Here is a 22,269-nt window from a genome sequence, read left to right on the forward strand (position 1 = left end):
TTCACACCCTAACAAAATCGAAATAGCCATCTCTAATGACTGTATATTTTTTGCGCTCGTCGTAATCTAACATGTATTGTTTGTACGAAGATTGCTCCATTAAGTTTACATACTCACTTGTGATCTCTGTATCAGTAGATAAGATGATCACTTGTTCACTTAAGTTTTTATAGTAATGATTAATTAAATGGTTCCTGTGATAACTATCCAGTCGTCCAAGTGGAGTGTCTATGACCATTGGTAAAGATAAATCTGAGACTTTAGTTAACGCCCAAATGAGTGCAGAGGATATCATTTGCATTTCACCTGCGGAGCGTTCTTGTATACTAATCTCTTGCATCCGATCGCTAAATAGTCGGACAGAGTATGTGTTGATATCGAACTCGATCTTGCCAAATTCGTCTTGTTTTCTAAAAAGAACTTTTAACATACTTGAAAATTCATCTCTGATATGTTCTGCCTTCAATTTTGTTACTTCAGTTACATATTCTTTCATAGCGGCAATGGTATTCGTAACATTTTGAAGTCGTTCTTGAAGTTCTTCAGTGTTAGAGTCTTGGTTATTTAGACGAGTGAATTTATTCTTTAGTGCTGTTCTTTGATCTAATAGATCTCGAAGCTTTTTGTTGATTAGTCTATGTTTTGAATCTAATTCTCCTACAATTTTAGTTAACCGATCAATTGTATCATTTTCTACTTCTAGGTTTACTGCTTCTGGAGCATTTCTTATTTCTAGCTCAAGCCCATTGTATTCCTGGGTTAATCTTTCAATATTATTAATATAATTGGTAACCTGGTTTTTATCTTTCATCGGTAATGAACTTAAGTAACTGAAGTCTTTATTAGATATATCATGTATTTCCTCAAAATCATCAGACACATCAATTCTGATATCATTTTCTTTTATCCAAATTTCTTTCCCTAATTCTTTTATTTGTTCAAGCTGAACTGGAGAAAGTGGAGGGTTTATAGATTGATTCAATAATTTGTCCATAAAGTTCCGATAAGGATTAAGGGATGCGTTTTGCAAAATTCTATTTTGACTTATTTCTTTTTCTTTTTTAATTCTATTTTTTAATTTGCTGATTTTATTCCCTAAAATGATATATAGTACATTATCTGAGTAATACGTGTTCAAATCTTTTTTAGCCATTTCTAACTGTGTTGCTACTTTGGTTTGCTTTTTTATGATCGTTTCACGAGACTTTGAGTTCTTACTCATTTTTTCATTTCGAGCATTTTTAGCATCATCTACTGCAGCTTGCTGACTTCTTAATTTAATCCGGATTTTTTCTTTCTTAGCTTCATACTTTGCGATAGAATCATCCAATGCAATTAGTTCAGTTTCTGCATTTTTTATTGAAGAATGACTAACAGAACGTGCTAGCTGTCTTTCAATTGATTGCTTAAGAGTATTTAAATCCTCTAATAGCTGCTTGTAAGATTCCATCCCTGTAATTTTGTGAATAGCATCCTTCATTTCTTGACTATTTTGGCGAAGAATAATATCTTTAATCTCTTCTCCATCAAATATGAAAAATGGAGCTGCATGGTAAGGAATAATTTTATCGATGAATTTATTAAAAACATCAATATTGTCTATTTGAACTGTACGTTTAAACTTCGAACCGGCACTTTTAACATCAAGAGATCTTTGTTCATGAGATAGGGTTTTATCACGATTAAAATACCATTTTATTTTTAGATTCCACTCTTCACCTTTATCCGTTTCCAGAGACAATGAGACCTGACACTCACGTCCTCCTTCATCAAAAAACGTGTTATTAATAACGTTGGAGAACAATCTCTTATACTCGGTTTCTGTCATTCCACGTTTACCGAACAATATGTATAGAATCGCTTTCAAAATAGTTGTTTTTCCCGCACCATTTAACCCACCGAGTAGAATAATATTTTTGCCGTTCTCTTTTCTTTCATCTTCAGGGATATAAAGATCCACTTCTTGATGACCGTAATAGGTCTTATAATTAACAAATTCTAGTTTTTTCAATAGCATCTTCGTTCACCTCCAGTGGTTAAGTCATTATTGATTTTCTTTAAAGTGAAAATCTATTAAAGATTGGTATTCTTTAATCCTGGTCTGTTGACTGTTATTTTCGTAAGCTTCTCTTTCTGAAAGCTTTACTAGTAACCTTCCTAGTTTAGGAGGGACATTGTTTCGTGTGCAAACCTTAGACATTAATTCTGTTTCTCGTCTTTTCATATCTTTCATGAATTACCACCCAATACTATAATAGGATTGAAAAGGGAAATAGGTCCCTCTAATAATATTACTATAACATTACTCGTAGTTACATGTTTGTAATATAACAAATTATTCCTTATTATTGTAACCTGTTGCCTTGTTGAATTTTTGTGAAGGTATGAACTTAAAATGAAAATATTACAACTATATAAAGGAGTTAGTGATATGAAGAAGTGTAGTAAGTGTAAGAATGAAAATAGTTTAATAGAGACAGATGAGTTTGGAAAATTAAAGGAAAGCGTATATTACTGTGAGAGTTGTTTCATTGAAAAGGTTAATGAAAGAGATGGAAATTTTAAACCTGAAACATGCATTCAGTGCAATACAACATTAAGTCCACTAATTAATGAGGATATCTTTGATGAAGGAATAGTCTTTTTTAGCTGTCCTAATCAAGATGAAAAAATGAGCCATGATGAGTACGGAGAATATATAATTCAGCCCAGAGGATAAAGTCATTTCTAAAGAGGTAGGGGAGTTTATGAAGGAAACAATAGACCGATTTCTAATTCAGATAGAAATGATGAATTTAAACATCAGTGGTGGGAAGCCAGCACTTAAGAAGCCGCTATGTTTACTTCTGTTGATTTCCAAATTTGAGAATAAGACAATTGCCGAAAATAAAATACGTTTTGTTGAATTAGAAAAAGAACTTGGAGAATTGATCATTTCGTTTGGAGCTCGGCCCAATAAAAGTGGCCCCAAACCAAACCAACCAAACCCTTTCAATACATGAACAGTTCTACTTTTTGGGACATTCACTTACCTGATGGATTAGAGATGAGTCATAAAAGGGATCTGTCTCTTAAGATTTTAAGAGATAGTGAGACCTATGTTACATTAGATGGGGATATATTTGAAATGTTAAATAAATCTAGGGAATTTAGAGCGATTGCTACGGAATTTATTCTAAAGAAGTGGTGGCCAGAAACAATTCAGGAAGATATTCTTTCAAGTTTATCCTTACCGGTTTATTTCCCTATCTCAACTAGACCACCTCGAAATAAAGAATTTGCAGAGAAAGTCCTTTCTAACTTTCGGTACAGGTGTGCAATTTGCGGCTTTAATGCCACGTTTAATAAAAGCCACTTTGGATTAGATGGTGCACATATTAAATGGTTCTCTCAAAAAGGACCAGACATTGTCCACAATGGACTATCACTTTGTAAAATTCATCATTGGGCATTTGATAAAGGGGCTATTACGATTGAGCCTAAAAACTTAACAATAGAAGTTTCTCCACTATTTGTAGGGAGAGACCATCAAAGCATTGAAATTATTGAATCATTTAATGGGAAAGAGATTTTTCCTTTTAAAGATGAGATGCCTGAAGCGAGATATCTGGATTGGCATTATGAGTATATTTTTATGCATTAATAAGGTTGATAGCTAATAATAAAATCCATACTCTTAAACTTAGAGTATGGATTTTATGCATAGTTACAAAATATTTTTATTAGCCCGCGGCACCAAATAAGAAGGCATCTCCACTTCAAGCTCCCAAACAAAACTCATCGGTTTATTTCCAGAATGCTTAATATAATTCGCTGTCCCCAAGAAAACAAATGGGGAAGGAATGCTCCCCTTTTCCTTTTTATATTCCCTTACAAACAAAGCGATTTTCCCACCGTTCTGACGGTGATGAATATATCGCTGACCAGTGGGGCTTTCTTCGCTCACTCTACTTTGGGTCTCCCAATGAAAGAGGGTTTCGTTGATCGCGTAGTCTTCATATAGAGTAGAAGGTGAGAAGTCCTTTTCTGATTTGTTCAGAGTGATAAAGAAGATGTCTAGGTTTTTGTCTTTAAAGTATTTGACGCCTTCTCTAAAGGCTGGACTTTGGTCTTCGTTGTAATAGTTGAATCCTGCCATGATTTGGGCTGTGGAGTACTGGCTATGTACTTGCAGCGGGCAGGTGAAGTCAAAGTTTGGTTTCATTTCAATGGTTTCTAGGGATTCATATAGAACTTCTAGAATTTTTTTGATTTCGTCTTGAAAGACGGGGTGCTCGAGTATGTTATCGATTCCTTCTTTAATCGATAAAAGTCCTTCTTTTGCAGGGGGTGCTTGATAGAAGGAGTAGTAGAAAAGATTAAGCATGAGTTCTTCTGCTTTCCCGTTCACTTCTCTCGTATCTATATAAGTGAGGAGGAATGAGAGAAGTTTTCTTGAGTTGAGATGGAACAGGTTCGGTAGACGACTGGTGGTCCATTTTTCCTTTTCATATGTGAAGTTTTCTTGGATCCCAGCTTCAACGAGTAATCGGTGATAGCTTCTGTTTTTGTTTCCACCATAAAAATCGTACAGGTCTAGATGATAGTGTGTTAATACATTGAATAATGACAATGGTAGATCGGTATCTTGTTCGAAGGTTTTTAGTTTTGAGATGATGTTTGCCTTCGTATTGGCACTTGATTTGATGTTTCGCAGAATGTATTCCTTCGCTTGTTTTTCCAGTTGGACGAAGCAGCCTTTTGGTAGGTTGAAGAATCCATTTTCTACATAGTGTTGAACAGAGTGCTTGGATTTGCCGATGAGTGCCCGGAGTTTTTCTTCGTAGGAGTAGTTCTGATGAGCTTTTCCTACGAAGTCGAGTACAGTTAGGCATTCTTTGTCCTCTGCTAGGCGAAGTCCGCGACCTAGTTGTTGCAGGAAGACGGTTAAACTCTCCGTCGGTCGGAGGAATAGTACCGTGTTGATTTCTGGAATGTCGATTCCTTCATTGTATAGATCGACGACGAATATGAATTTGATATCACCTGTGACAAGTAATCGTTGTGCTTCCATCCGAGTGGACTTGTCTGATCCTCCATGTAGAGCAATAGAAGGAATGCCTGACTGGTTAAAGAAGTCGGCCATGTATTGGGCATGAGAGATGGAAACGCAGAATCCGAGTCCTTTGACGTCACTCAAATCGGTTACATATTTCTCGACGCTTTGAATGATTTGACTGCTTCTTAAATCGTTTGACGTATAGACATTTTCTAATTGTTTCGTATCGTAGCCACCCCGTGACCATTTCAGATGAGAGAGGTCGACGGTGTCGGTGACGCAGAAGTATTGAAATGGACTTAATAACTTCTGGTTGATGGCTTCGGTTAATCTCATTTCTGCGGCGATGTGATCTTCGAAGTAGGTAAGAACGCTTTTGCCATCCATTCGTTCTGGTGTGGCTGTTAACCCTAATAAAATGCGAGGATGAAAATGATCCAGCAGCTTTTGATACGAGTCTGCTGCTGCGTGATGAAATTCATCGACAATGATGAAGTCATAATAGTCGCTCTCTATGTGGGTGTGAAGCTGTTTGCTATTAAAGCTTTGAATACTGACGAAAAGATGATCTAGTAAGGAAGGCTGGTGGGTTCCTACTAGCATTTCTCCGAAGTTCGGGTCTCTGAGTATGGCACGAAAGGTATCCATGCTTTGCTTTAAGATCTCTTCTCGATGTGCCACAAACAAGAGTTTTGCTTTTCCTCCATTCGCTTTTCTGAACCGTTTATAGTCGAAGGCAGAAATGACGGTTTTACCCACACCCGTTGCTGCGACTAATAGGTTCTTATGTCTTCCATGAATGTCTCGTTCGGCTTGTAATTTCTCGAGAATTTCTTTCTGATAATAATAGGGTTGAATATCAAAGATGTACTGAACAGAGCTTTCGGCCACTTCAAATTTACTTCGTTCAAGAGCCATTCGTAGAGTGTGCGTATCCTCTTTGTTCTCTCCATTAAACGCTTTAAACTCCTTGTCATTCCAGTAGCTTTCAAACGTTGCTTCACATTTTTTTAGTACATCAAAGGAATCCTTTTCGGTGACTTTCACATTCCACTCTAAACCGGAAGTGAGAGCAGGGTTGGATAGGTTAGACGATCCTATGTAAGCTGTGCTGAAGCCGGTATCTCGTTTGAACAGGTAAGCTTTGGCATGAAGACGAGTTCGTTTTACATCATAGGAAATTCGGATCTCCGTATTGGATAACTTACTGAGTTCCTGAATCGCCTTATAATCCGTCGCTTCCATGTAAGAGGTGGTAATGATGCGAAGCTTGCCTCCTCCTTCGGTAAACGTCTTTAATTCTTCTAAAATAATTCTCAAGCCACTCCACTTAATAAATGACACGAGCATTTCGATGGAATCCGAAGAGAGGATTTCTTTTTTTAGTTCACCTAGCATATTGGGTTCATAGCTCGATCCTGTGAATAACGAACTTTCTGAGATGGGGGTGACGGGACGGACGACTTCTTGCTGCTGGATACTTCTTACGGAATTTACTCGAGAATAGATGTGCGTTAATACTTCAGCTTCTTCTGATATTTTAAGAGAGTTGAACTCTTGTTGATCCAGGTTACGGCTCAGCGTGTCGATAACCTCGTTGCAGGTTTCGATTTGTTTCAGGAGAGCATCGTGATCATCTTTTTCTTGATCGCGCACATGTTTAAGAGCGTTTCTTGTTACTGAACTTATGTAGGAAGACAGCATTTTACGGGCTTCTTCTACGTCTATAGGGGTACGGCCGATTTCGATGTCTAGGTCTGTGTTGGATAGTTCTTGTTGGAGCTTTTGGGTAATGATTTGTTCGTAGATCCCTTGTTTGAGCATGGTGGTGGACACTTCTTTCTGGATTTATTTGGTATAATCATATCATAGATGTTAATTCAGGTAAGGAACTAGAAACTCTTTAAGCTAGCTTAAAGAGTTTCTGGAACTATTGGACTTGTTCTTCAAATAATAGAATGATAGCTACTACACTGGAACAGAGTGAACTTTTTTTAAAAAGACAATACTTTTAATATGGGAGTGTACTAAATGACTGAAAATACCAAACTCGAATTAATTCTTGAGAAATCTTTAAGTCTGCCAGGGGTGAAGGTTTCCAGAGAAGAGTTTTTGACAAAAGTTTTCTCCAAGCGAAAGGGTGCTTCTGAGCTAAGGGAGATCATGGAGAAGGGTCCATATGGGGCAGGGGTGACGAGGAAGGAAATCGATAACATTGCCAAGTCAATCATCCACAAAAGGACATTGACTAGTACCTCACTATCATTCGGAGCAGGGCTGCCAGGGGGCATTGCTATGGCAGGGACTATCCCTGGGGATGTCATTCAATTCTATGGAATTGCTATGAGGCTAGCACAAGAATTGGCCTATTTATATGGTCATCACGACTTATGGTTGGAGGAACACCTAGATACTGAGAAAGCACGTGATAATATCCTTGTTTTCTTAGGTGTCATGTTCGGGGGGGGGGGATCCCAATCAGCCATAAAGTTCTTGTCTTCAAACCTATCTAAACATGTATTGAAAAAATTGCCTCAAAAAGCATTAACTAAAACACTATATTATCCAATTATTAAGAAGGTTTTAGCCTCTATAGGGATAAAGCTTACTAAAGATTCGTTTGCAAAAGGTGTTTCTAAAGTCATTCCCGTTGTTGGGGGAGTTATTTCAGGATCTCTAACGTATACTACCATGAGACCTATGGGTAAAAGGCTTGCAGAAACGTTATCAGAAACCTTGGTGATGACAGAAGAAGAAGTTAAAAAAGAGTATTATGAAATGCGAAAAGAGTTTCCAGAGATTATTGTTATTGATTTTGAAGAAGTTGAGGATGAAGAGAAAGATAAAAAAGACATTTCCGTTTAATAAAGCATTTTTTCATTACAATTTTGTAAGATTATGATCCGCATTCAAGAAGAATAAAAACCTCACTATTATTTGGTGGTGTAACAATGAACAAAGTAATAATAAATGGTGAAGATTTTCATACAATGCAGGAGTTTCATAAGTATATTAAACGGAAACTGGATTTACCTGATTACTATGGTGAAAACCTAAATGCGTTATGGGATTGTCTGACTGGTTTTACCCAGTTTCCTTTATTACTGGTGTGGGAGAACTTTGATATGAGTAAAGCTCATATTGGTGAAGACGCAGAAAAGATTTTACAGCTTTTTAAGGAAGTACAAGGAGAGCTGGAAGGCGATTTTATTTTTGAGGAAAAATGAGTTTTTACATGAAGACGGTTATTTTTTATGATATTGATATCTGTAGTTAATCAGTTTCATGTATAGGAGAAATAGAAAAAGGAAGAAGACCGTCGCTAAAGATTCACGACGGTCTTTTTCCTTTTTCTTCATACTGTACCCCGGAGGTTTTCTCTAAGTAATCCGTAATATAAGCTACATTTTCCTGATGTCCTTGATCCCCATCCTTAGGAATATAAAACTTATCCTGAGACTTCCCATCCCCATCATAAAAAAGAAGATATTTAAAAGTAGATACAACTTTTAAATTCTGGCCAATCCCAATCCTATGTTGTCGATTTCCAAGGAAGAAGGCACTTTGATCCTGATCAAACACAATCATGTATACCTCATTATTTGCTGGCTGATACTTCTCTTTTAAACGTCGGGCTGATTGTTTTAGGAAAACATGGATTCTGAAGCGGAAGTAGAAATACAACACGAGGTGTACGACAAGGGATAAACCAAACGCCCATAGAGCTGGGACCATCACTTGCGATATAAATGCGAACATCACTGGGGAAGATGTACTTGCTGATTCTTGAAATTCGTGATTCCAATACAAAAAGAATACTATGGAAATCACGTACACTCCTATGTTTCCAAACAAGTAAACTTTTCTAAAGTAGGGCATGTATCTAAGGAGCTCATAATATCCGTCATCAGACAGCTTGAATGTGAATGTTTTCTTTTGCACATAAGGTCCTCCTCTCGAAATGGTTCTTACATTAAGTCTAATTTATATAGATGAAAGTTCAAGGGTTTTCATGCCATTAAATGGCGTATTCATTAAGTTCATATGTCCTCCTTCCAACATTCGGACCCCACCCGAATGTTTTTTTTATAAAAAATTTATCCATAGGGTGTCCCTTTCACTCCCATCTCCCTATATAAAGGGTGAAACCAAAACGAAATAGGAGTGATTGTGATGAGTGGATGGAGAAAGTTGGAGCAGGACGTGTTGGATAAGGAGACGTTTCATCACCCGGAAGATCTTCGGTTGTTGGTGTTGATTCTGTTGAATGCGACGTATCAAGGCGGGGTTCAGGTTGGGGGTGTGGTGCTTGGGGAGAGGCAGTATGTGCGTTCGCTCCGGAAGCTGCGGGAGGATCTGTGGTTCTATAATGGGAAGAAGATTGATGAGTATTCGCATTCGCGGATTCAGCGTTCGATTAAGCGGTTGGAGAGAGATGGCTGGTTGAAGGCGGAGAAGTATGAGCATGGGTATGTGTTTACGCTGAGACCGACGAAGGATTTCGCGTGTGGGGAGTATTTGAGTTGGATGGGGATGTCTAAGAAGGAAGAGGGACGTGAGGAATCCGGTGGTGACCAGCCTGATGATGGGGCTGGTTCCGGGATGTCTTCGTGCGGCGAAAAGGACGTGAAACAGGTGCGGAGAGAACCTGCAAACAGACTTAAGAACTTAGAGAAAGAAGAGAAGGAGACCACCACCAACCTTAACGGCACTAAGGAAGAAGAGAGGCTGCAGGCGCTGATCGGGCATTTCATTGGCAGGAGGGAGAGAGGACTGATCTTGACGCCGATGGATTATGTGGCGATGGAGCGGATTAGCTTGAGCGAGTTGTCGACGGAGGAGCTGATTGTGTTCATGGATGAGGAGTTTGACAGACAGCAGAGCATCAATCCAAAGCTGACGATCAACAGTCCGAAGTATTTGGAGAAGGCCCTTGAGGGGTACATTTCTCCTCGGGAATCCATGGAGCACATCGATGACCTCTTGGAAGGGCTTGAGGAGATTGTGACGGAGGGATGACGTTCCATGAGTTTAAGGAGCTTATGAAGGTGATCCAGGGAGCTTATCCTCAGCGGCTGCTCACTCATGATCGGGCGAAGCTGTGGTTTCAGCACCTGGAGAACTGTGATTATCACGAGGTGAAGAAGCGGGTTGAAGCCCATATCAAGGTGAGTCCTCACATGCCGACGATTTCTGAGCTGTATGAACCGCCGGTGGAGGAAACGACGATACTAGAAACCATGGATGCATGGGAAAAAGAAGGAGCGAGACGAATTGAGAATGAACGACGAAACGAGTGGACACGACCTGCACCACCCTGGGCACGATGAACAGCTGCTTCGGGAGTTGCATGAAGCGGAGAGCATGATCATTGGAGCAGTTCTCCTGGATGCGGATGTGTTGGATACACTGACCTTGGAGGAGAAGCATTTTAGCCTGGTGAGGAACCGCCTTATTTTTAAAGCGATGAGGGGGCTGCAGAAGAAGCGGCTGGAAATTAATCTGGTAATGCTGTTGGAAGAGCTTGGGGATGACATTGAGAATGTGGGTGGGGTCCAGTTTCTCCTCGCGCTTGCCAACTACTGCCCGACGACGGTGAACATCGAGCAGTATGAACTGATTGTCCTGATGTATTACGAACTGAGCCTCATCAAGAATTCAGCCAATCATTTCCTGAACGCCTACACCCCGGAATCCGCTCAGGGCCTCTACAAAGCACTCATCGACATGCATACGAATGCGACGATCGACGAAGAAACGAAGGACGATATCATCATGGATCTCTATGAATCTCTTTACATGGAGAGGGACGGACTTCCCGGTGTCTCGACGGGATTCGAGAGCCTGAATGCGCTGACGGGAGGGTGGAAGGAAGGGGAGCTCATCATCCTGGCGGCGAGACCCTCCATGGGGAAGACGGCTTTTGCCATCCAGCTTGCGTGGGAATGCACGAGGGAGAAAGGGGTGAGCATGGTGTTTTCCCTAGAGATGAGTTCGAGGCAGATCATGCAGCGACTTCTCTCAAGTATCACGGATATTAACATGATGAAATGGCAGAATCCCTATAAGTATTTGACGAAGGATGAGATGCCGAGGATGCACGGGGCGATGAATGCGGTGTACAAGGCGAAGCTTGAACTCTCGCAGAATGGGATGATTACCCTGCCGGAGATTAGACAGCGGATCATGAATCTGAAGCGAGAGTATCCGACGGAGCCGTTTCTTGTGGTGATTGATTACCTGCAGCTGATCACGGTGAAGGAGCGGTTTGATCGGCATGATCTGGCGATTGGGCATATTACGAAGCAGCTGAAGGGGATGGCGAAGGAGTTTGGGATCCCGATCATTCTGTTGTCTCAGTTGTCGCGGGGAGTGGAGTCCAGGGATGACAAGCGGCCGAGGCTGTCGGATCTGCGTGACTCGGGGAATATTGAGCAGGATGCGGATGTGGTGTTGTTTCTGTACCGGGATGACTATTACTATCCGGATTCGAAGAACGGTCAGGAAGTGGAAGTGAAGATTGCGAAGAACCGGAATGGGCCGGTGGGGACGGTGAAGTTGGAGTTTGTGAAGGAGTTTGGGAGGTTCCGTGGGGGATGGATGAAGCAGGGGGACGGTTCTGTTGCTTCGGTTTGAGTGGGGCGGGGGACTGGTCCGTTGGCTCACTGATAGGCGATGATAAATAGGGAGGGATTGGGATGTTGGTGACGGAGTATGCGAAGGGGAATGAGTTGAATTTTCGGGTTGAGAGTTTGAAGGTGTATGGGGTGTTGGTGGAATTGTTGGGTGAGGAGCGGGAGAGGCGTGGGGATGGGTATGTGTTGGTGAGTTATCGGGAGTTGTGGGAGGGGTGTAAGGCGGCTGGTGTGGTGAATGGAGTGGATGAGGGGTTTGCGGTGATGATGGATATGGTGGGTGTGGTGGAGGCTGGGGGATTGATTGGGAGGGAGAGGGTGAGTGGGGGGAGTTGGGTGAGGAGTTAGGGTGGGTTTGAGGTTTTGTATGGATGAAAAGGAAGCACAAGAACTCCCATGCTTCCCTATACAGGTATATCTTTTGATCAGCCTATTTCCCCCTAGCCTACTATCTAGCTTCTCTATTCGTTCAACCATATATTATTCAATAAATAAAAAAGTAACGTATAAAATATTGGTCTAAAGTTGGTGTTGTTAATCTTTTAGTTCAATTTTTTGAAGTAGAAAGTTCGTAAAAATTGTAGGAAAATGACATATTATAAGTAATTCTCATTAGAAAATAATATTTTGCTAGGGTAAAATAGTATGAAAGTCGTATGAAGGGGGTGCTCCCGAATTCAACATATGTCGATTGGTCATAAAGTGAGATACCTGCGAAAGAAAAAACAGATGAAGCAGGAGGAGTTGTCCAAAGGGATCTGTTCCGTTTCTTATTTATCTAAAATTGAGAATGAGATTCTGCAGCCTAGTGATGAAACCATGCAATTATTGTTAAATCGGCTTGGTTATATTGAAGAGACGAATGCTTTAACCCGTATACAGGAGCTTCTTACCAAATGGAATATCACTCTTATGAAAAGAGATGAGAAGGAATCTAAAAATCTTTATCATTTTTTTCAAGAAAAAGACTTTATTAATGAAGGGATACACCTTGAGTATAGAGTCCTCCGTATTCAGTATTCCCTTCAACAAAATATGCTTGCTCAAGTAAGGAAAGAGCTAATGAATTTAACAGAGAAGATAATCGATATGCCTTTAAAGACAAGATTTTATTTCTTTAAACATAGCGCCTATTATTATTACCATGTAGGGAAAATGGGAGAAGCCGTAACCAATATCATTGAAGCTCAAAAATTCATTTCCTTTTTGGAGCTTTCTACACTAGAACTTGCGGATTTCTACTATGCCTTTTCCTTTGTGAATAGTAAGAACAATGATACGAAAACGGCTGTCAAATACGCAGAAATGGCATTATCCAGTTATCAAACCATCTATATGTTAACCAAATGTGTAGATTGCCACATCCTATTAGGCATTTGCCATAAAAGAAATTTTCATTATGATTTGGCCTTTGAACATTATGAGGCAGCCCACACCCTGGCGAAAGAAATTGATTATCAAGAAATGCTGCACCCCATTATACATAACCTTAGTAGCTTATACAGTATATTGGGGCAGCATGACGAGGCTCTTGGGTTATTGCAGGAGCTTTATAGTGAATTATCCAATTTTCATTCTTATACTAGTGCCCGCATCGTACTCTCTCTGGTGAAAGAATATTGTAAGGAGGGCAGGAAGAGTGAGGCGGCACAATGTCTGAGCAAAATTTATCTTGCGATTCAACAGGATCCATCTTTGAAATCACTAGGTTCTGAATACATATTTTTCGATTTGATGCTTGGGGACCAATTTGAAAAATTGGATAGGGAAATGGAGAAGACCATCATACCTGAACTCATGAAGCAGAATAAGTATCTCACCTTATCGGGATTTTGTGATTATTTAGGGGAATACCATGTGGAGCAATCAAGATATAAGAAGTCATCCTATTACTTTCAGTTAGGGAAAGAATTACTGGTGAAGTCGATACAGAAGAATACTGGGGTTAAGATTTAGGTCCGAAAAAAGGAAAAGCAGCTTAGACTATTTAAACCGGAGGCTCACTCGTTGCCGTCGGTTTTCTATATGAAAGGACTGCTACACTTCAAGTTTATGAGGTGAAACCTCTCGGCACAAAGAAATTCGTCTAAGAGAAGACATTTCTTGTTCAATTATTTGAATCCGCTTCAATCGATATTGATTACAGGGAAGAAAAACGTAAAATGAAGGGTGAAAGAGTAGGTATATTCATAAACAATCAAAAGAGGTGGAGATTTGCCAATCGTTCATTCTGTTTTGTCCTTTATCTGGAAGATTGTATCCTCATTAAGCGCAATCATTTGTATAAGCTGTGTCCCATATTTATTCGATGACTTTAAACCTGATTTTTCAGCCTATGGACAAAAAATGCTGGATCTGCTGACGAGTCTGTCCTCACTGCAAGATTTGGAATTCAGTACAGGCAGAAGTGTATTCAGACCCATTTTTCCAACCATCTTCCCACCATTAGTACAATCATTGATTCTTGTTGGGGGATCATTGATTGTGTCCATTTTCATAGCGCTCATTATTGCGTTCACCATTGTGAACCTTAAACGAAAAGTGATTAATGTTTTTCAAGAGATTTTTACTTATATCCAAGCCGTCCCTGATATTTTTAATATTATTTTACTGCAGATTCTTATTGTATGGGCTTACCAGAAAACCAATATACAGTTTCTGAATTTTGCCTCTTATGGAGAGGAGCAGGCGATCTTTCTCCCGATCCTTTCATTGAGTATCACCCCAACGATGATCATCACAAAATTATTGATTACCCAAATCCTTGAAGAACTCACAAAAAGTTATACCAATCTCGCTTTGGCAAAAGGTCTATCGTTCCAAAGAATGATATTGGTTCATGTGTTCCGGAATACGGTTTATTCGCTCTTTCATTATTCAAAAACCATCATCCTGTTTTTCTTGACGAATTTATTAATAGTGGAATATTTGTTCAATATCCCGGGCATTATGTCATTCATTCTGCAATACCCTTATCCAGAGGTCTTTTTCATTGGTATCTCTTTCATCTATTATCCTATCTTTCTTCTCTTCCAGTGCTATGAACTATTTGTGCCAAATGTGATAAAAAAGGGGGGAGCCTGATTGATTCGATTTGTATTCAAAGATAAACGATTTCTGGTTGGATTTCTTTTTATTAGTGTGATGCTAGTGGCAAGTCTCTTGAACACAGTTCTTAATGATGGGGATATCAGACAAATGACGGCGAAATACGAAAATGGTCAACTCGTTGAAACCGCACCGTTTAAACCATCTTTAGCGTTTCCTTTGGGAACCGACGGCAGTGGGAATGATTTGCTCCATGTCATTATAGAGGGAGCTAAGTATACAATGGGTATTTCCATTTGCATTGCTCTAGTTCAAATCATCCTGGGAGCTGTAATCGGAACACTCTTCAGTGGATATCTCAACAAAACCTTTAAAGTCACAGAGCATTTTCTCAGTACGTTTTCAGTCATACCGATCACCCTGATGGCCTATTTCATCTTGATAAACGTCCTGACGATGCCCATTGATGGGTTTGGTGAACCTTTTTACTTAAGGGCTTCTTTTGAAGCAATGATATTGGTATTGCTGCCTTTACCCAGCGTTATATTGTACATAAGCAAAGAAACTCAAAAGATCCTGAATAAAGAATTTGTACTAGCTTCCAGGACTCTAGGCGCAGGTACTTTACGGATTATTGTCTTTCATGTATGGAAGCATCTCGTGCAGAAACTCATCATCCTGTTCATCCAGCAGCTCAATCAAATATTAATCATTCTGGCGCATTTGGGATTGTTGAAGATGTTTTTCGGAGGAACGGTTATAGATTTCTCACCGGTACAGGATCCCCCTAAAACATTGTCATTTGAGTGGTCCGGTTTGATTGGTGATTATTTTGAAACCCTCTATATTCATCCCTTTATCGTCCTTGTTCCTATTACGTTTTTCGCCTTAACGATTATCTCTATCAATTTAATCTTGAACGGTTTGGAGAGCGTATATGAGAGTTCGTATAGAAAGGTCGTAGAGGGAAACCGAATAGTTAGCCAGGTATCTAAAGTAGAAAAAAACCCGAATACTCGTGAGGATGATTTTATTTTAGTAGATAAAGTGAAGAGATACCATCAACTGTAAAAGTGGCGGAGCATGGATATAAAGTTATTAAAAAATCCATAACAAATTAGAAAAGGGATGAATGAGAGGTTTTCTCGTTCATCCTTTATTTTTATCTAAAGGGAGTGGACTTATGTTGGCGCTTTTTTCAGACATAAAGAGTGCTTTCTTCCTGGCTAATTCTCTTACTACTCTTTTTCTCCAGAGAGCCACTCTACCTATCCCCCTTGCCTACTGGAACAATTAAAGGCACTTTCCACTTATTTAATTCCTCTCATCATCAACTGTTAAATATTTTTCCCAACAGGCAAGGGCTTTAGTTTTTTCGTCTCGCTGTAGATAGATCTTGCCCATTCGTTCATAAAGTTCTTGTTTAAGTTCAACCTTTTCAGTCATTTCAAGTGTATGTTCCAGGAGGCTGATTGCTTCCTCAGTGTTCCCATCTGAAATATACACATCCGCCATCAGTACATGCATTTTAAACATTTGTGGAGAATGATTACGTTCTTTGCTTTTCTTCATAAATAGAGTAAAGTACTCTTTTACTTTTCCATATTGTTCATCACCTGAATAGCAAACCGACATTTCATAAAGTGTGTTTAAATAGCCAATGTCATCATTTAAGTGTTGATAGAGTTTGTGAGCTTTTTGCAGATATTCAATAGAGCGTTCAATTTGTGTATCATATCTATTTAGAATGCCAAGGTTTGTATACGTACCTGCCAGGTTTAAAAGATCTTCAGATTCTTTGAAGAAAAATACCGCATGTTCATATGATTTCCGAGCCTCCTCATAGTTTAGTATCCGCCTTTGACATAGCCCCAGTACCATGTATGCTCTTCCGGTTTGGTAGAAGATTGACGTCCTCTTACTGCTTTCTATCGCTTGTTTCAGGAAGCGGATGGCAGAGTAATATTCTCCTAATCTTGCATGAGCACTTCCTACGTTAATGAGTAGTGCGATTTTTTCAGTGCCACTGAGTTTATGATAAATGGATTCGTTATAGGACTCATCAAGGTATTCAAATGCTTTGTGTATTTCATTATGTTCAATATAAAGATTCACTAAATGATTTGTGCTTCGGAGTCGTTCTTCTTTATTTGCTCCTGAGTAAAGGTCACAACTCTTTTCATATAGTTGGATGGCATTCTTCGTATTCTTAAACAGCATTTCCTGGATTTTTCCCTTACAGAAGAAGAGTAGTGCTTTTTCATTGTTAAGCAAGTTTTCTTGGAATTTTTCAACTTCAATCACCTGTTCATTTACCGTGGAGAAGTCCCCGTTGATCACAGCGTATTCTAACGAAGAGAGAGCTTTTTTTACATCCAGCACTAAAGCGGGAGTCTCCTGATCTTCTAAAAATTCATTAATATCACACTTTAACCGCTCACTAAATTTTTTTAACAACTTAATGGAGGGCTGTACCTGCCCTTTCTCAATTTGACTAATATAGCTGCGATTGACGATGCCATCCGCCAAGTCACTTTGGGTAAGCTTCTTTTTGGTACGTATTTCTTTAATCTTTATTCCGACAGAATTCATGATAAAACGAGCCACCTTTTACAAAAAAGTATTGACAGAAAATTCTAATATGGTTATATTTAAATTGTTAGTAAATTATAACATATTTATTCAATTTTAGAAATGTTAATAATAATAACAATTATGGAGGTAAATATGGAACGAAATAAAATACTACTTATCGCATTACTTTCCTTTCTACTAATTTTTTTAGGAACATGGAAATATAACGAGTTTAACACCAAGGCTGATGAAGAATGGCCAAGAACGAGCCCTCCAATTGGCCAAGAAAGCTAATTAGCTATTTTATTTAACTTTTTTGGATCATGTTTGTTCAAAGGTTTTTAATATTAATAGTTTATAATTCTAAACAAATTTATTAAATAGTACTTAATGTACATAAATACTATTGTTTAGTTATTGTAGGAGTACTTAAAGAACGGTAATAATAGAAAATATTAAGATCAGTTGAGGTGATTATTTTAATGAAATCTATAGCGTTGGCAGAAGGAGTGTATCTTCAAAAGAATGAAGGATTTACAACTCTATTTGACTACAATAATAGTTTGTATTATAGCTTAGATGATGTTGCGGGAAATATTCTTGAAAAAATATTGGAACAACCAAATATAGAGAAGGCAGTAGAACAACTTGTTACTGAATATGATGTAGATGAGGTTAGATTGATTGCAGATGCACAAAGACTTGTAAATCAGTTAAAAAAAGAGGCTTTATTGCAGGTTGAGTATGATTAGAAATATTAGAATATTCATTCTTTTATATTATTACTATAATGCACTCGATAAACATGGCATTAAGCCAGTTATGGAAAAACTCAAGATGAAAAAAATGAAATGCAAACGGCATAAAGTAGATATAACGGTTGAAGAGGTTGTTAGTTTTTGTAACAAATTAGAGAGTGTGAGAATAAAGCATCCTTTGAAAGATAAAGCATTGTGTCTACATAAATCAGTTGTAGCCTACTCAATGCTTGTGGAGAGAGGTATAAAGGTGGATCTTTTAGTAGGGATAGCCAAAGGGGAGTTTGAGGCTCATTCTTGGATTGAATTTAAGGGAAGAGTATTAAATGATAATCATGATTACGTAAAACAAAAATACAAAATAATTATGGGCATATAACAAAGGGAGTTTTAACTTTGGGGACAATTGCAGGTGTAAAATCAGAAAAACTTCATAAAGAAGCTATTACAAAACTTATGTTGAATATGTTTAGCACGACCTATGAAGAAGGTGAAGTATCTTGGGAAACAACTGAAAAGGTCGGTTTAGGATTTGTTAACGACTTTATTGAGTATCAAGATGAAAAAAAAGCAATTAGATATAACCTAAATGATTGGACATTGTATATTTGCATGGATGGTAAAGTGGATAATAAAGATGAATTATGTAAATTACTTAATGTGGAAAATTCTTATGATATAACAGACCATTTGTTAATTTGTCTCCTCTATTACAAATTCAAAAATGATTTTCCAGGTTATTTAAAAGGCCAATTCGCTATTTCTTTATATGATGAAAAGAATGATCAAGTCTGCTTAGTGAAAGACCCTATAGGGTTGAAACAGTTGTTTTATTATGTAAGTGACACCAAAGTTTTCTGGTTTACAGAAATAAAGCAACTAAAGAACTCTATGCCACTTGAAGTTAATTTGTCTTATATTGAAAAATACCTTGGTTCTCAGCCAGGGGCATATGCAGATACTGCATATAATAACCTCTTTAGAGTAGAAGCTGGAGAAATAATATTAATAAAAAACTCCAAAAAGATCACTAAAAATAAATATTATTCATTTCCTAATAATCCTTTAATGTATAAAGATGAAGTGGACTATATAGAAAGATTTAGAGAACTATTCAAAATTGCTGTAAAAAGAAGTATACCAAGTAAACCTCAACAGATAGGTTTTTCTTTAAGTGGTGGCTTGGACTCCTCAAGCATCTACTCATATGCTAATTATCATAAGTTTGTATCTCCATCTAATGCAGCTACTTTTTCTTATACTTTCAAGAATAATGCTGATGCAGATGAAACTGAATATATAAAGGAAGTTTTGCGATACTATCCATCCACTAAACAACACTTCTTCGATTGTAGTGATGAATGGTGCTTTAAAGGTGGGTTGAATACTTTTGGAGAACAAGATGAGCCTTATCCTTTGTACGGATATAGCCTTTCATCAATTATTCCAAGAGCGGTTAGAAAAAGTAATATAAAGGTTTTAGTTAGTGGCCATTGTGGAGATCACGTGCTAATGGGTAATTTAAACTACTTATATAACTTACTTTCTACCTTCCAATTAAATTCATATATTAAGCACCTTGGAATTTGGAGAGAACAATATACTTTAAGATCATTACTATTAAAGTATTCTAGGAGACCGAAAAGTATTAATGTTAAAGCCCCATTGTGGCTGAAAAAAAATAGTTCATTTAATGATGTAAATCAAGAGGAAGTATGCTGGGATGACCAATCAAGAAAAAAATATTTTGATGGTATCGTTTATCAATCTGGTCACGAATGGGTGACTCAGTACATTTCAAAACAGTTTGGTGTTGAAACAAGGTATCCTTTTATGGATATTGATTTAATGGAATTCTTATTAAATATTCCCGTCCATTTAAAGCAAAATCCCAAATATGATAAATACATTCTAAAAGAAGCATCTAAAGGAATCCTTCCAGATAAAATACGAAATAGAAGACAAAAAGCTGGTCATAGCAATTTGATAACCAAGGGCATTAAAAAAGAGTGGGGTGGATTTCAGAATCACTTGAATTTAGAGGCGTTAGAAAGTTTAAATTTTGTAGATAGTGAACAATTCCAAAAGACGATTAAAGAGTTCTATATGGGCAAGATTAATAATTACTCTGATATTGTTCCAATTACAAGAACCCTCTCTGCAGAAGTATGGTTAAGGGAAAGATTAGGTTAAATTGTATAAAAATAAATAATTATTTATTTATAAAGTAGTGGGCACCTACATAAAATTTCGAAGGGATGATTAACGATGAAAAAAACTTACACAGCTCCAACATTTGTATTATTAGGAAGTGCAGTTCAACTAACTAAAGGTGGTTTCGTATCACAATATGCAGAATGCCCGGAAAGCTACTGCGAATTCTACGCAAGAGGTTAATTTTTTAAATAAACAATAAGCGCTGTATAACAATATGATTTCATAGTAATCCTAGGTGCCCACTACTGTGTAAATAATAGGAGTGAGGATTATGAATACAATATCGAGTCATTATATTCGTCTATATAAAAAAGAGTGGATTGGAATAGCATTATGTATCCTCTTAACTTCATTATTTCCATCTTTTATACCCTTAATCAATAAACTATTAATTGATGAGGTTTTTATAGATAATCGTTTTAATCTATTCTGGATCATTTCTCTCATTTTTTTTATATTGTTGGTTATTACCTCATTTGCCAATTATTATCGCCATAAAAAAATACAAATTGTGAGTGAAAAGATAAAGATTGATCTATCGAGCAAAACTTATAGAAAGTTGATACAAAAAAAATTATTGTTCTTTGAGAAGCAACAGACGGGAGAAATAATGTCGTTGTTTCAATCTGATATTCCTCAAATAATCAGGATTTACAGGGATTTTATTCCCACGCTTCTTCAAATAACCGTTCAGGTTATTTTTTCAATCACGGTATTATTTTTTGTCAGCAAGATTGTTCTTTTATTAGTTTTATTTTTTTTGCCAATTTCTATATTCATATCTAACAGATTCAAGGGTGAAATTCGTCATAATTCGCTGGCGTACCAAGATACTGTAGGGATAATAAATGCTAATCTCCATGATAACCTTATGGGAGCTAAAGAAATTATTTATCATACAAAAACAAAAGAAAGTATAAATGAAATGAATATATCATTTAACCAAATGTTACAACCAACGAAGAACTTATCACGAGTTTTGGGTAAGTCAAATGGTAGCAACTTTTTTATCTATTGGTTTTCTTTTATCATTGTCTTATTAATCGGTGGATATTTAACGTCAATAGGTGAAATAACGTTGGGATCTTTAATTGCAATGCTTTCTTATTTCATGAGTTTATTTGGCCCGATTAATTTTCTGATTGAAATATATAATTCTTATCAATCAACTTTCGGTGCGAAAAAAAGACTCTCTGAAATAATCAATTCATCTAATAATAAAATTGGTGTAGAAAATCATTATCATTCTATTGATAAAATAAAGTTTGCAAACGTATCGTTTAAATATGAAAACAGCAAACCTATTTTAGAAAATGTTAATATTTGTTTTAATAAAGGGGAATTGGTATCAATTGTCGGTTCTAGCGGAGTAGGTAAATCGACCTTAATAAAACTCTTATTGAAATCGATTTCACACACAGATGGGGAGATTGTAATAAATAATATCCCAATAAAAGATTGGGAAGTTGAAAATCTTTACAAGAAAATTTCTTATCTTAGTCAAGACTATTATCTCTTTAATAAAAGCATTAAGGAAAATATTCTGTTTGCCAATAATAGTTTAACTGACGATTCTATGATTGAAATAAGTAAGCAAATTGGTGCTCACAATTTTATTAATACGTTGAATTCTAAATACTTATATAGTTTAGGTACAAATGGAATGAATTTATCTGGTGGTCAGAGGCAAAGAATAGCCCTTATAAGAGCCTTAGCAAAGAATTATGATGTGTTGATATTAGATGAAGGTACCTCTAGTCTTGATCAACGCTCGGCAAATGAACTTATAGAGTATTTAATTGAGTTAAAATCAAAAAATAAAATCATCATTATGATAACTCACAATCTAGAGTTAGCTAGAAGAACAGATGTCACTTATGAATTGGTAAATGGCCAACTTATAAGAAAAAATTCAATGGATTTATTTCATCAAGAACTAAATAAAGAGGAGGAAGTAGTGGGATTCAAATATTAAATATTTTTTTATTTTCTATTTAAT

General features: G+C 37.4%; 21 protein-coding genes. 16 read left to right on the plus strand and 5 right to left on the minus strand.

Annotation, left to right across the window (positions count from 1 at the left end; translation table 11 throughout):
• Position 1: 1 nt before the first annotated feature.
• Entirely contained in the window at positions 2 to 2,017 is a 2,016-nt protein-coding gene (dndD, locus tag CN378_RS17960) for a DNA sulfur modification protein DndD (RefSeq protein WP_098353864.1), read from the minus strand.
• A gap of 27 nt (positions 2,018 to 2,044) precedes the next feature.
• Positions 2,045 to 2,233, minus strand: coding sequence for a DNA modification system-associated small protein (locus CN378_RS17965; protein WP_060674971.1), 189 nt, complete (start codon positions 2,231 to 2,233; stop codon positions 2,045 to 2,047).
• A 198-nt stretch (positions 2,234 to 2,431) separates the two neighbouring features.
• Here CN378_RS17965 and CN378_RS17970 point away from each other — a divergent pair, with 198 nt between their 5' ends.
• The 3 genes from CN378_RS17970 to CN378_RS17980 are packed head-to-tail and all read left to right on the plus strand — an operon-like array spanning position 2,432 to position 3,643.
• On the plus strand, positions 2,432 to 2,719 hold the full coding sequence (locus CN378_RS17970) for a hypothetical protein (protein ID WP_098353865.1): 288 nt from the start codon (positions 2,432 to 2,434) through the stop codon (positions 2,717 to 2,719).
• 28 nt (positions 2,720 to 2,747) lie between these two features.
• A complete protein-coding gene (locus CN378_RS17975) occupies positions 2,748 to 3,002 on the plus strand; it encodes a phosphorothioated DNA-binding restriction endonuclease family protein (RefSeq protein ID WP_098353866.1) in 255 nt (84 codons plus the stop codon).
• Positions 2,999 to 3,643: an HNH endonuclease gene (locus tag CN378_RS17980; RefSeq protein ID WP_098353867.1), complete on the plus strand. Its 645-nt coding sequence runs from the start codon at positions 2,999 to 3,001 to the stop codon at positions 3,641 to 3,643. Before CN378_RS17975 ends, CN378_RS17980 begins: the two co-directional genes overlap by 4 nt.
• A gap of 63 nt (positions 3,644 to 3,706) precedes the next feature.
• Here CN378_RS17980 and CN378_RS17985 read toward each other — a convergent pair whose 3' ends face one another.
• Complete coding sequence (locus CN378_RS17985; protein ID WP_098353868.1) at positions 3,707 to 6,862, minus strand: DEAD/DEAH box helicase; 3,156 nt, start codon at positions 6,860 to 6,862, stop codon at positions 3,707 to 3,709.
• 207 nt (positions 6,863 to 7,069) lie between these two features.
• On the opposite strand from CN378_RS17985, the gene CN378_RS17990 reads away from it, so the two are divergent.
• A complete protein-coding gene (locus CN378_RS17990; RefSeq protein ID WP_098353869.1) occupies positions 7,070 to 7,903 on the plus strand; it encodes a bacteriochlorophyll 4-vinyl reductase in 834 nt (277 codons plus the stop codon).
• Between the two features lie 86 nt (positions 7,904 to 7,989).
• Positions 7,990 to 8,265, plus strand: coding sequence for a barstar family protein (locus CN378_RS17995; RefSeq protein WP_098353870.1), 276 nt, complete (start codon positions 7,990 to 7,992; stop codon positions 8,263 to 8,265).
• A 103-nt stretch (positions 8,266 to 8,368) separates the two neighbouring features.
• Here CN378_RS17995 and CN378_RS18000 read toward each other — a convergent pair whose 3' ends face one another.
• Positions 8,369 to 8,980 (minus strand): hypothetical protein, encoded by a 612-nt coding sequence (locus CN378_RS18000; RefSeq protein ID WP_098353871.1) that lies wholly within the window; start codon positions 8,978 to 8,980, stop codon positions 8,369 to 8,371.
• Positions 8,981 to 9,211: 231 nt separating this feature from the next.
• Between CN378_RS18000 and CN378_RS18005 the strand changes: the two genes are divergently transcribed.
• The 7 genes from CN378_RS18005 to CN378_RS18035 all read left to right on the plus strand — a co-directional run bounded on the left by CN378_RS18005 (position 9,212) and on the right by CN378_RS18035 (position 15,792).
• Complete coding sequence (locus tag CN378_RS18005) at positions 9,212 to 10,057, plus strand: hypothetical protein (RefSeq protein WP_098353872.1); 846 nt, start codon at positions 9,212 to 9,214, stop codon at positions 10,055 to 10,057.
• A gap of 29 nt (positions 10,058 to 10,086) precedes the next feature.
• A complete protein-coding gene (locus CN378_RS18010) occupies positions 10,087 to 10,368 on the plus strand; it encodes a hypothetical protein (protein ID WP_179884969.1) in 282 nt (93 codons plus the stop codon).
• A complete protein-coding gene (locus tag CN378_RS18015) occupies positions 10,319 to 11,674 on the plus strand; it encodes a replicative DNA helicase (RefSeq protein WP_257141218.1) in 1,356 nt (451 codons plus the stop codon). The genes CN378_RS18010 and CN378_RS18015 overlap by 50 nt, the downstream gene beginning before the upstream one ends.
• 62 nt (positions 11,675 to 11,736) lie before the next feature.
• Positions 11,737 to 12,021, plus strand: coding sequence for a hypothetical protein (locus tag CN378_RS18020; protein ID WP_098353875.1), 285 nt, complete (start codon positions 11,737 to 11,739; stop codon positions 12,019 to 12,021).
• A 336-nt stretch (positions 12,022 to 12,357) separates the two neighbouring features.
• Positions 12,358 to 13,629, plus strand: coding sequence for a helix-turn-helix domain-containing protein (locus tag CN378_RS18025; protein ID WP_098353876.1), 1,272 nt, complete (start codon positions 12,358 to 12,360; stop codon positions 13,627 to 13,629).
• A gap of 258 nt (positions 13,630 to 13,887) precedes the next feature.
• On the plus strand, positions 13,888 to 14,757 hold the full coding sequence (locus CN378_RS18030) for an ABC transporter permease subunit (protein ID WP_098353877.1): 870 nt from the start codon (positions 13,888 to 13,890) through the stop codon (positions 14,755 to 14,757).
• A complete protein-coding gene (locus tag CN378_RS18035; RefSeq protein WP_098353878.1) occupies positions 14,758 to 15,792 on the plus strand; it encodes an ABC transporter permease in 1,035 nt (344 codons plus the stop codon). It begins immediately after the preceding gene.
• A gap of 243 nt (positions 15,793 to 16,035) precedes the next feature.
• Here the strand turns inward: CN378_RS18035 and CN378_RS18040 are convergent, their stop codons facing one another.
• On the minus strand, positions 16,036 to 17,313 hold the full coding sequence (locus CN378_RS18040) for a tetratricopeptide repeat protein (RefSeq protein ID WP_098353879.1): 1,278 nt from the start codon (positions 17,311 to 17,313) through the stop codon (positions 16,036 to 16,038).
• A gap of 464 nt (positions 17,314 to 17,777) precedes the next feature.
• Between CN378_RS18040 and CN378_RS18045 the strand changes: the two genes are divergently transcribed.
• From CN378_RS18045 to CN378_RS18060, 4 genes are all read left to right on the plus strand, one after another.
• Positions 17,778 to 18,047, plus strand: coding sequence for a PqqD family protein (locus CN378_RS18045; RefSeq protein ID WP_098353880.1), 270 nt, complete (start codon positions 17,778 to 17,780; stop codon positions 18,045 to 18,047).
• Complete coding sequence (locus CN378_RS18050) at positions 18,040 to 18,432, plus strand: lasso peptide biosynthesis B2 protein (RefSeq protein WP_098353881.1); 393 nt, start codon at positions 18,040 to 18,042, stop codon at positions 18,430 to 18,432. Before CN378_RS18045 ends, CN378_RS18050 begins: the two co-directional genes overlap by 8 nt.
• Before the next feature lie 17 nt (positions 18,433 to 18,449).
• Positions 18,450 to 20,246 (plus strand): asparagine synthase-related protein, encoded by a 1,797-nt coding sequence (locus tag CN378_RS18055; RefSeq protein WP_098353882.1) that lies wholly within the window; start codon positions 18,450 to 18,452, stop codon positions 20,244 to 20,246.
• A gap of 295 nt (positions 20,247 to 20,541) precedes the next feature.
• Entirely contained in the window at positions 20,542 to 22,245 is a 1,704-nt protein-coding gene (locus tag CN378_RS18060) for an ABC transporter ATP-binding protein (protein WP_098353883.1), read from the plus strand.
• Positions 22,246 to 22,269 lie beyond the last annotated feature (24 nt).

Origin of the sequence: Bacillus sp. AFS015802, assembly GCF_002561455.1 — a bacterium.
GTDB lineage: Bacteria > Bacillota > Bacilli > Bacillales > Bacillaceae_B > Rossellomorea.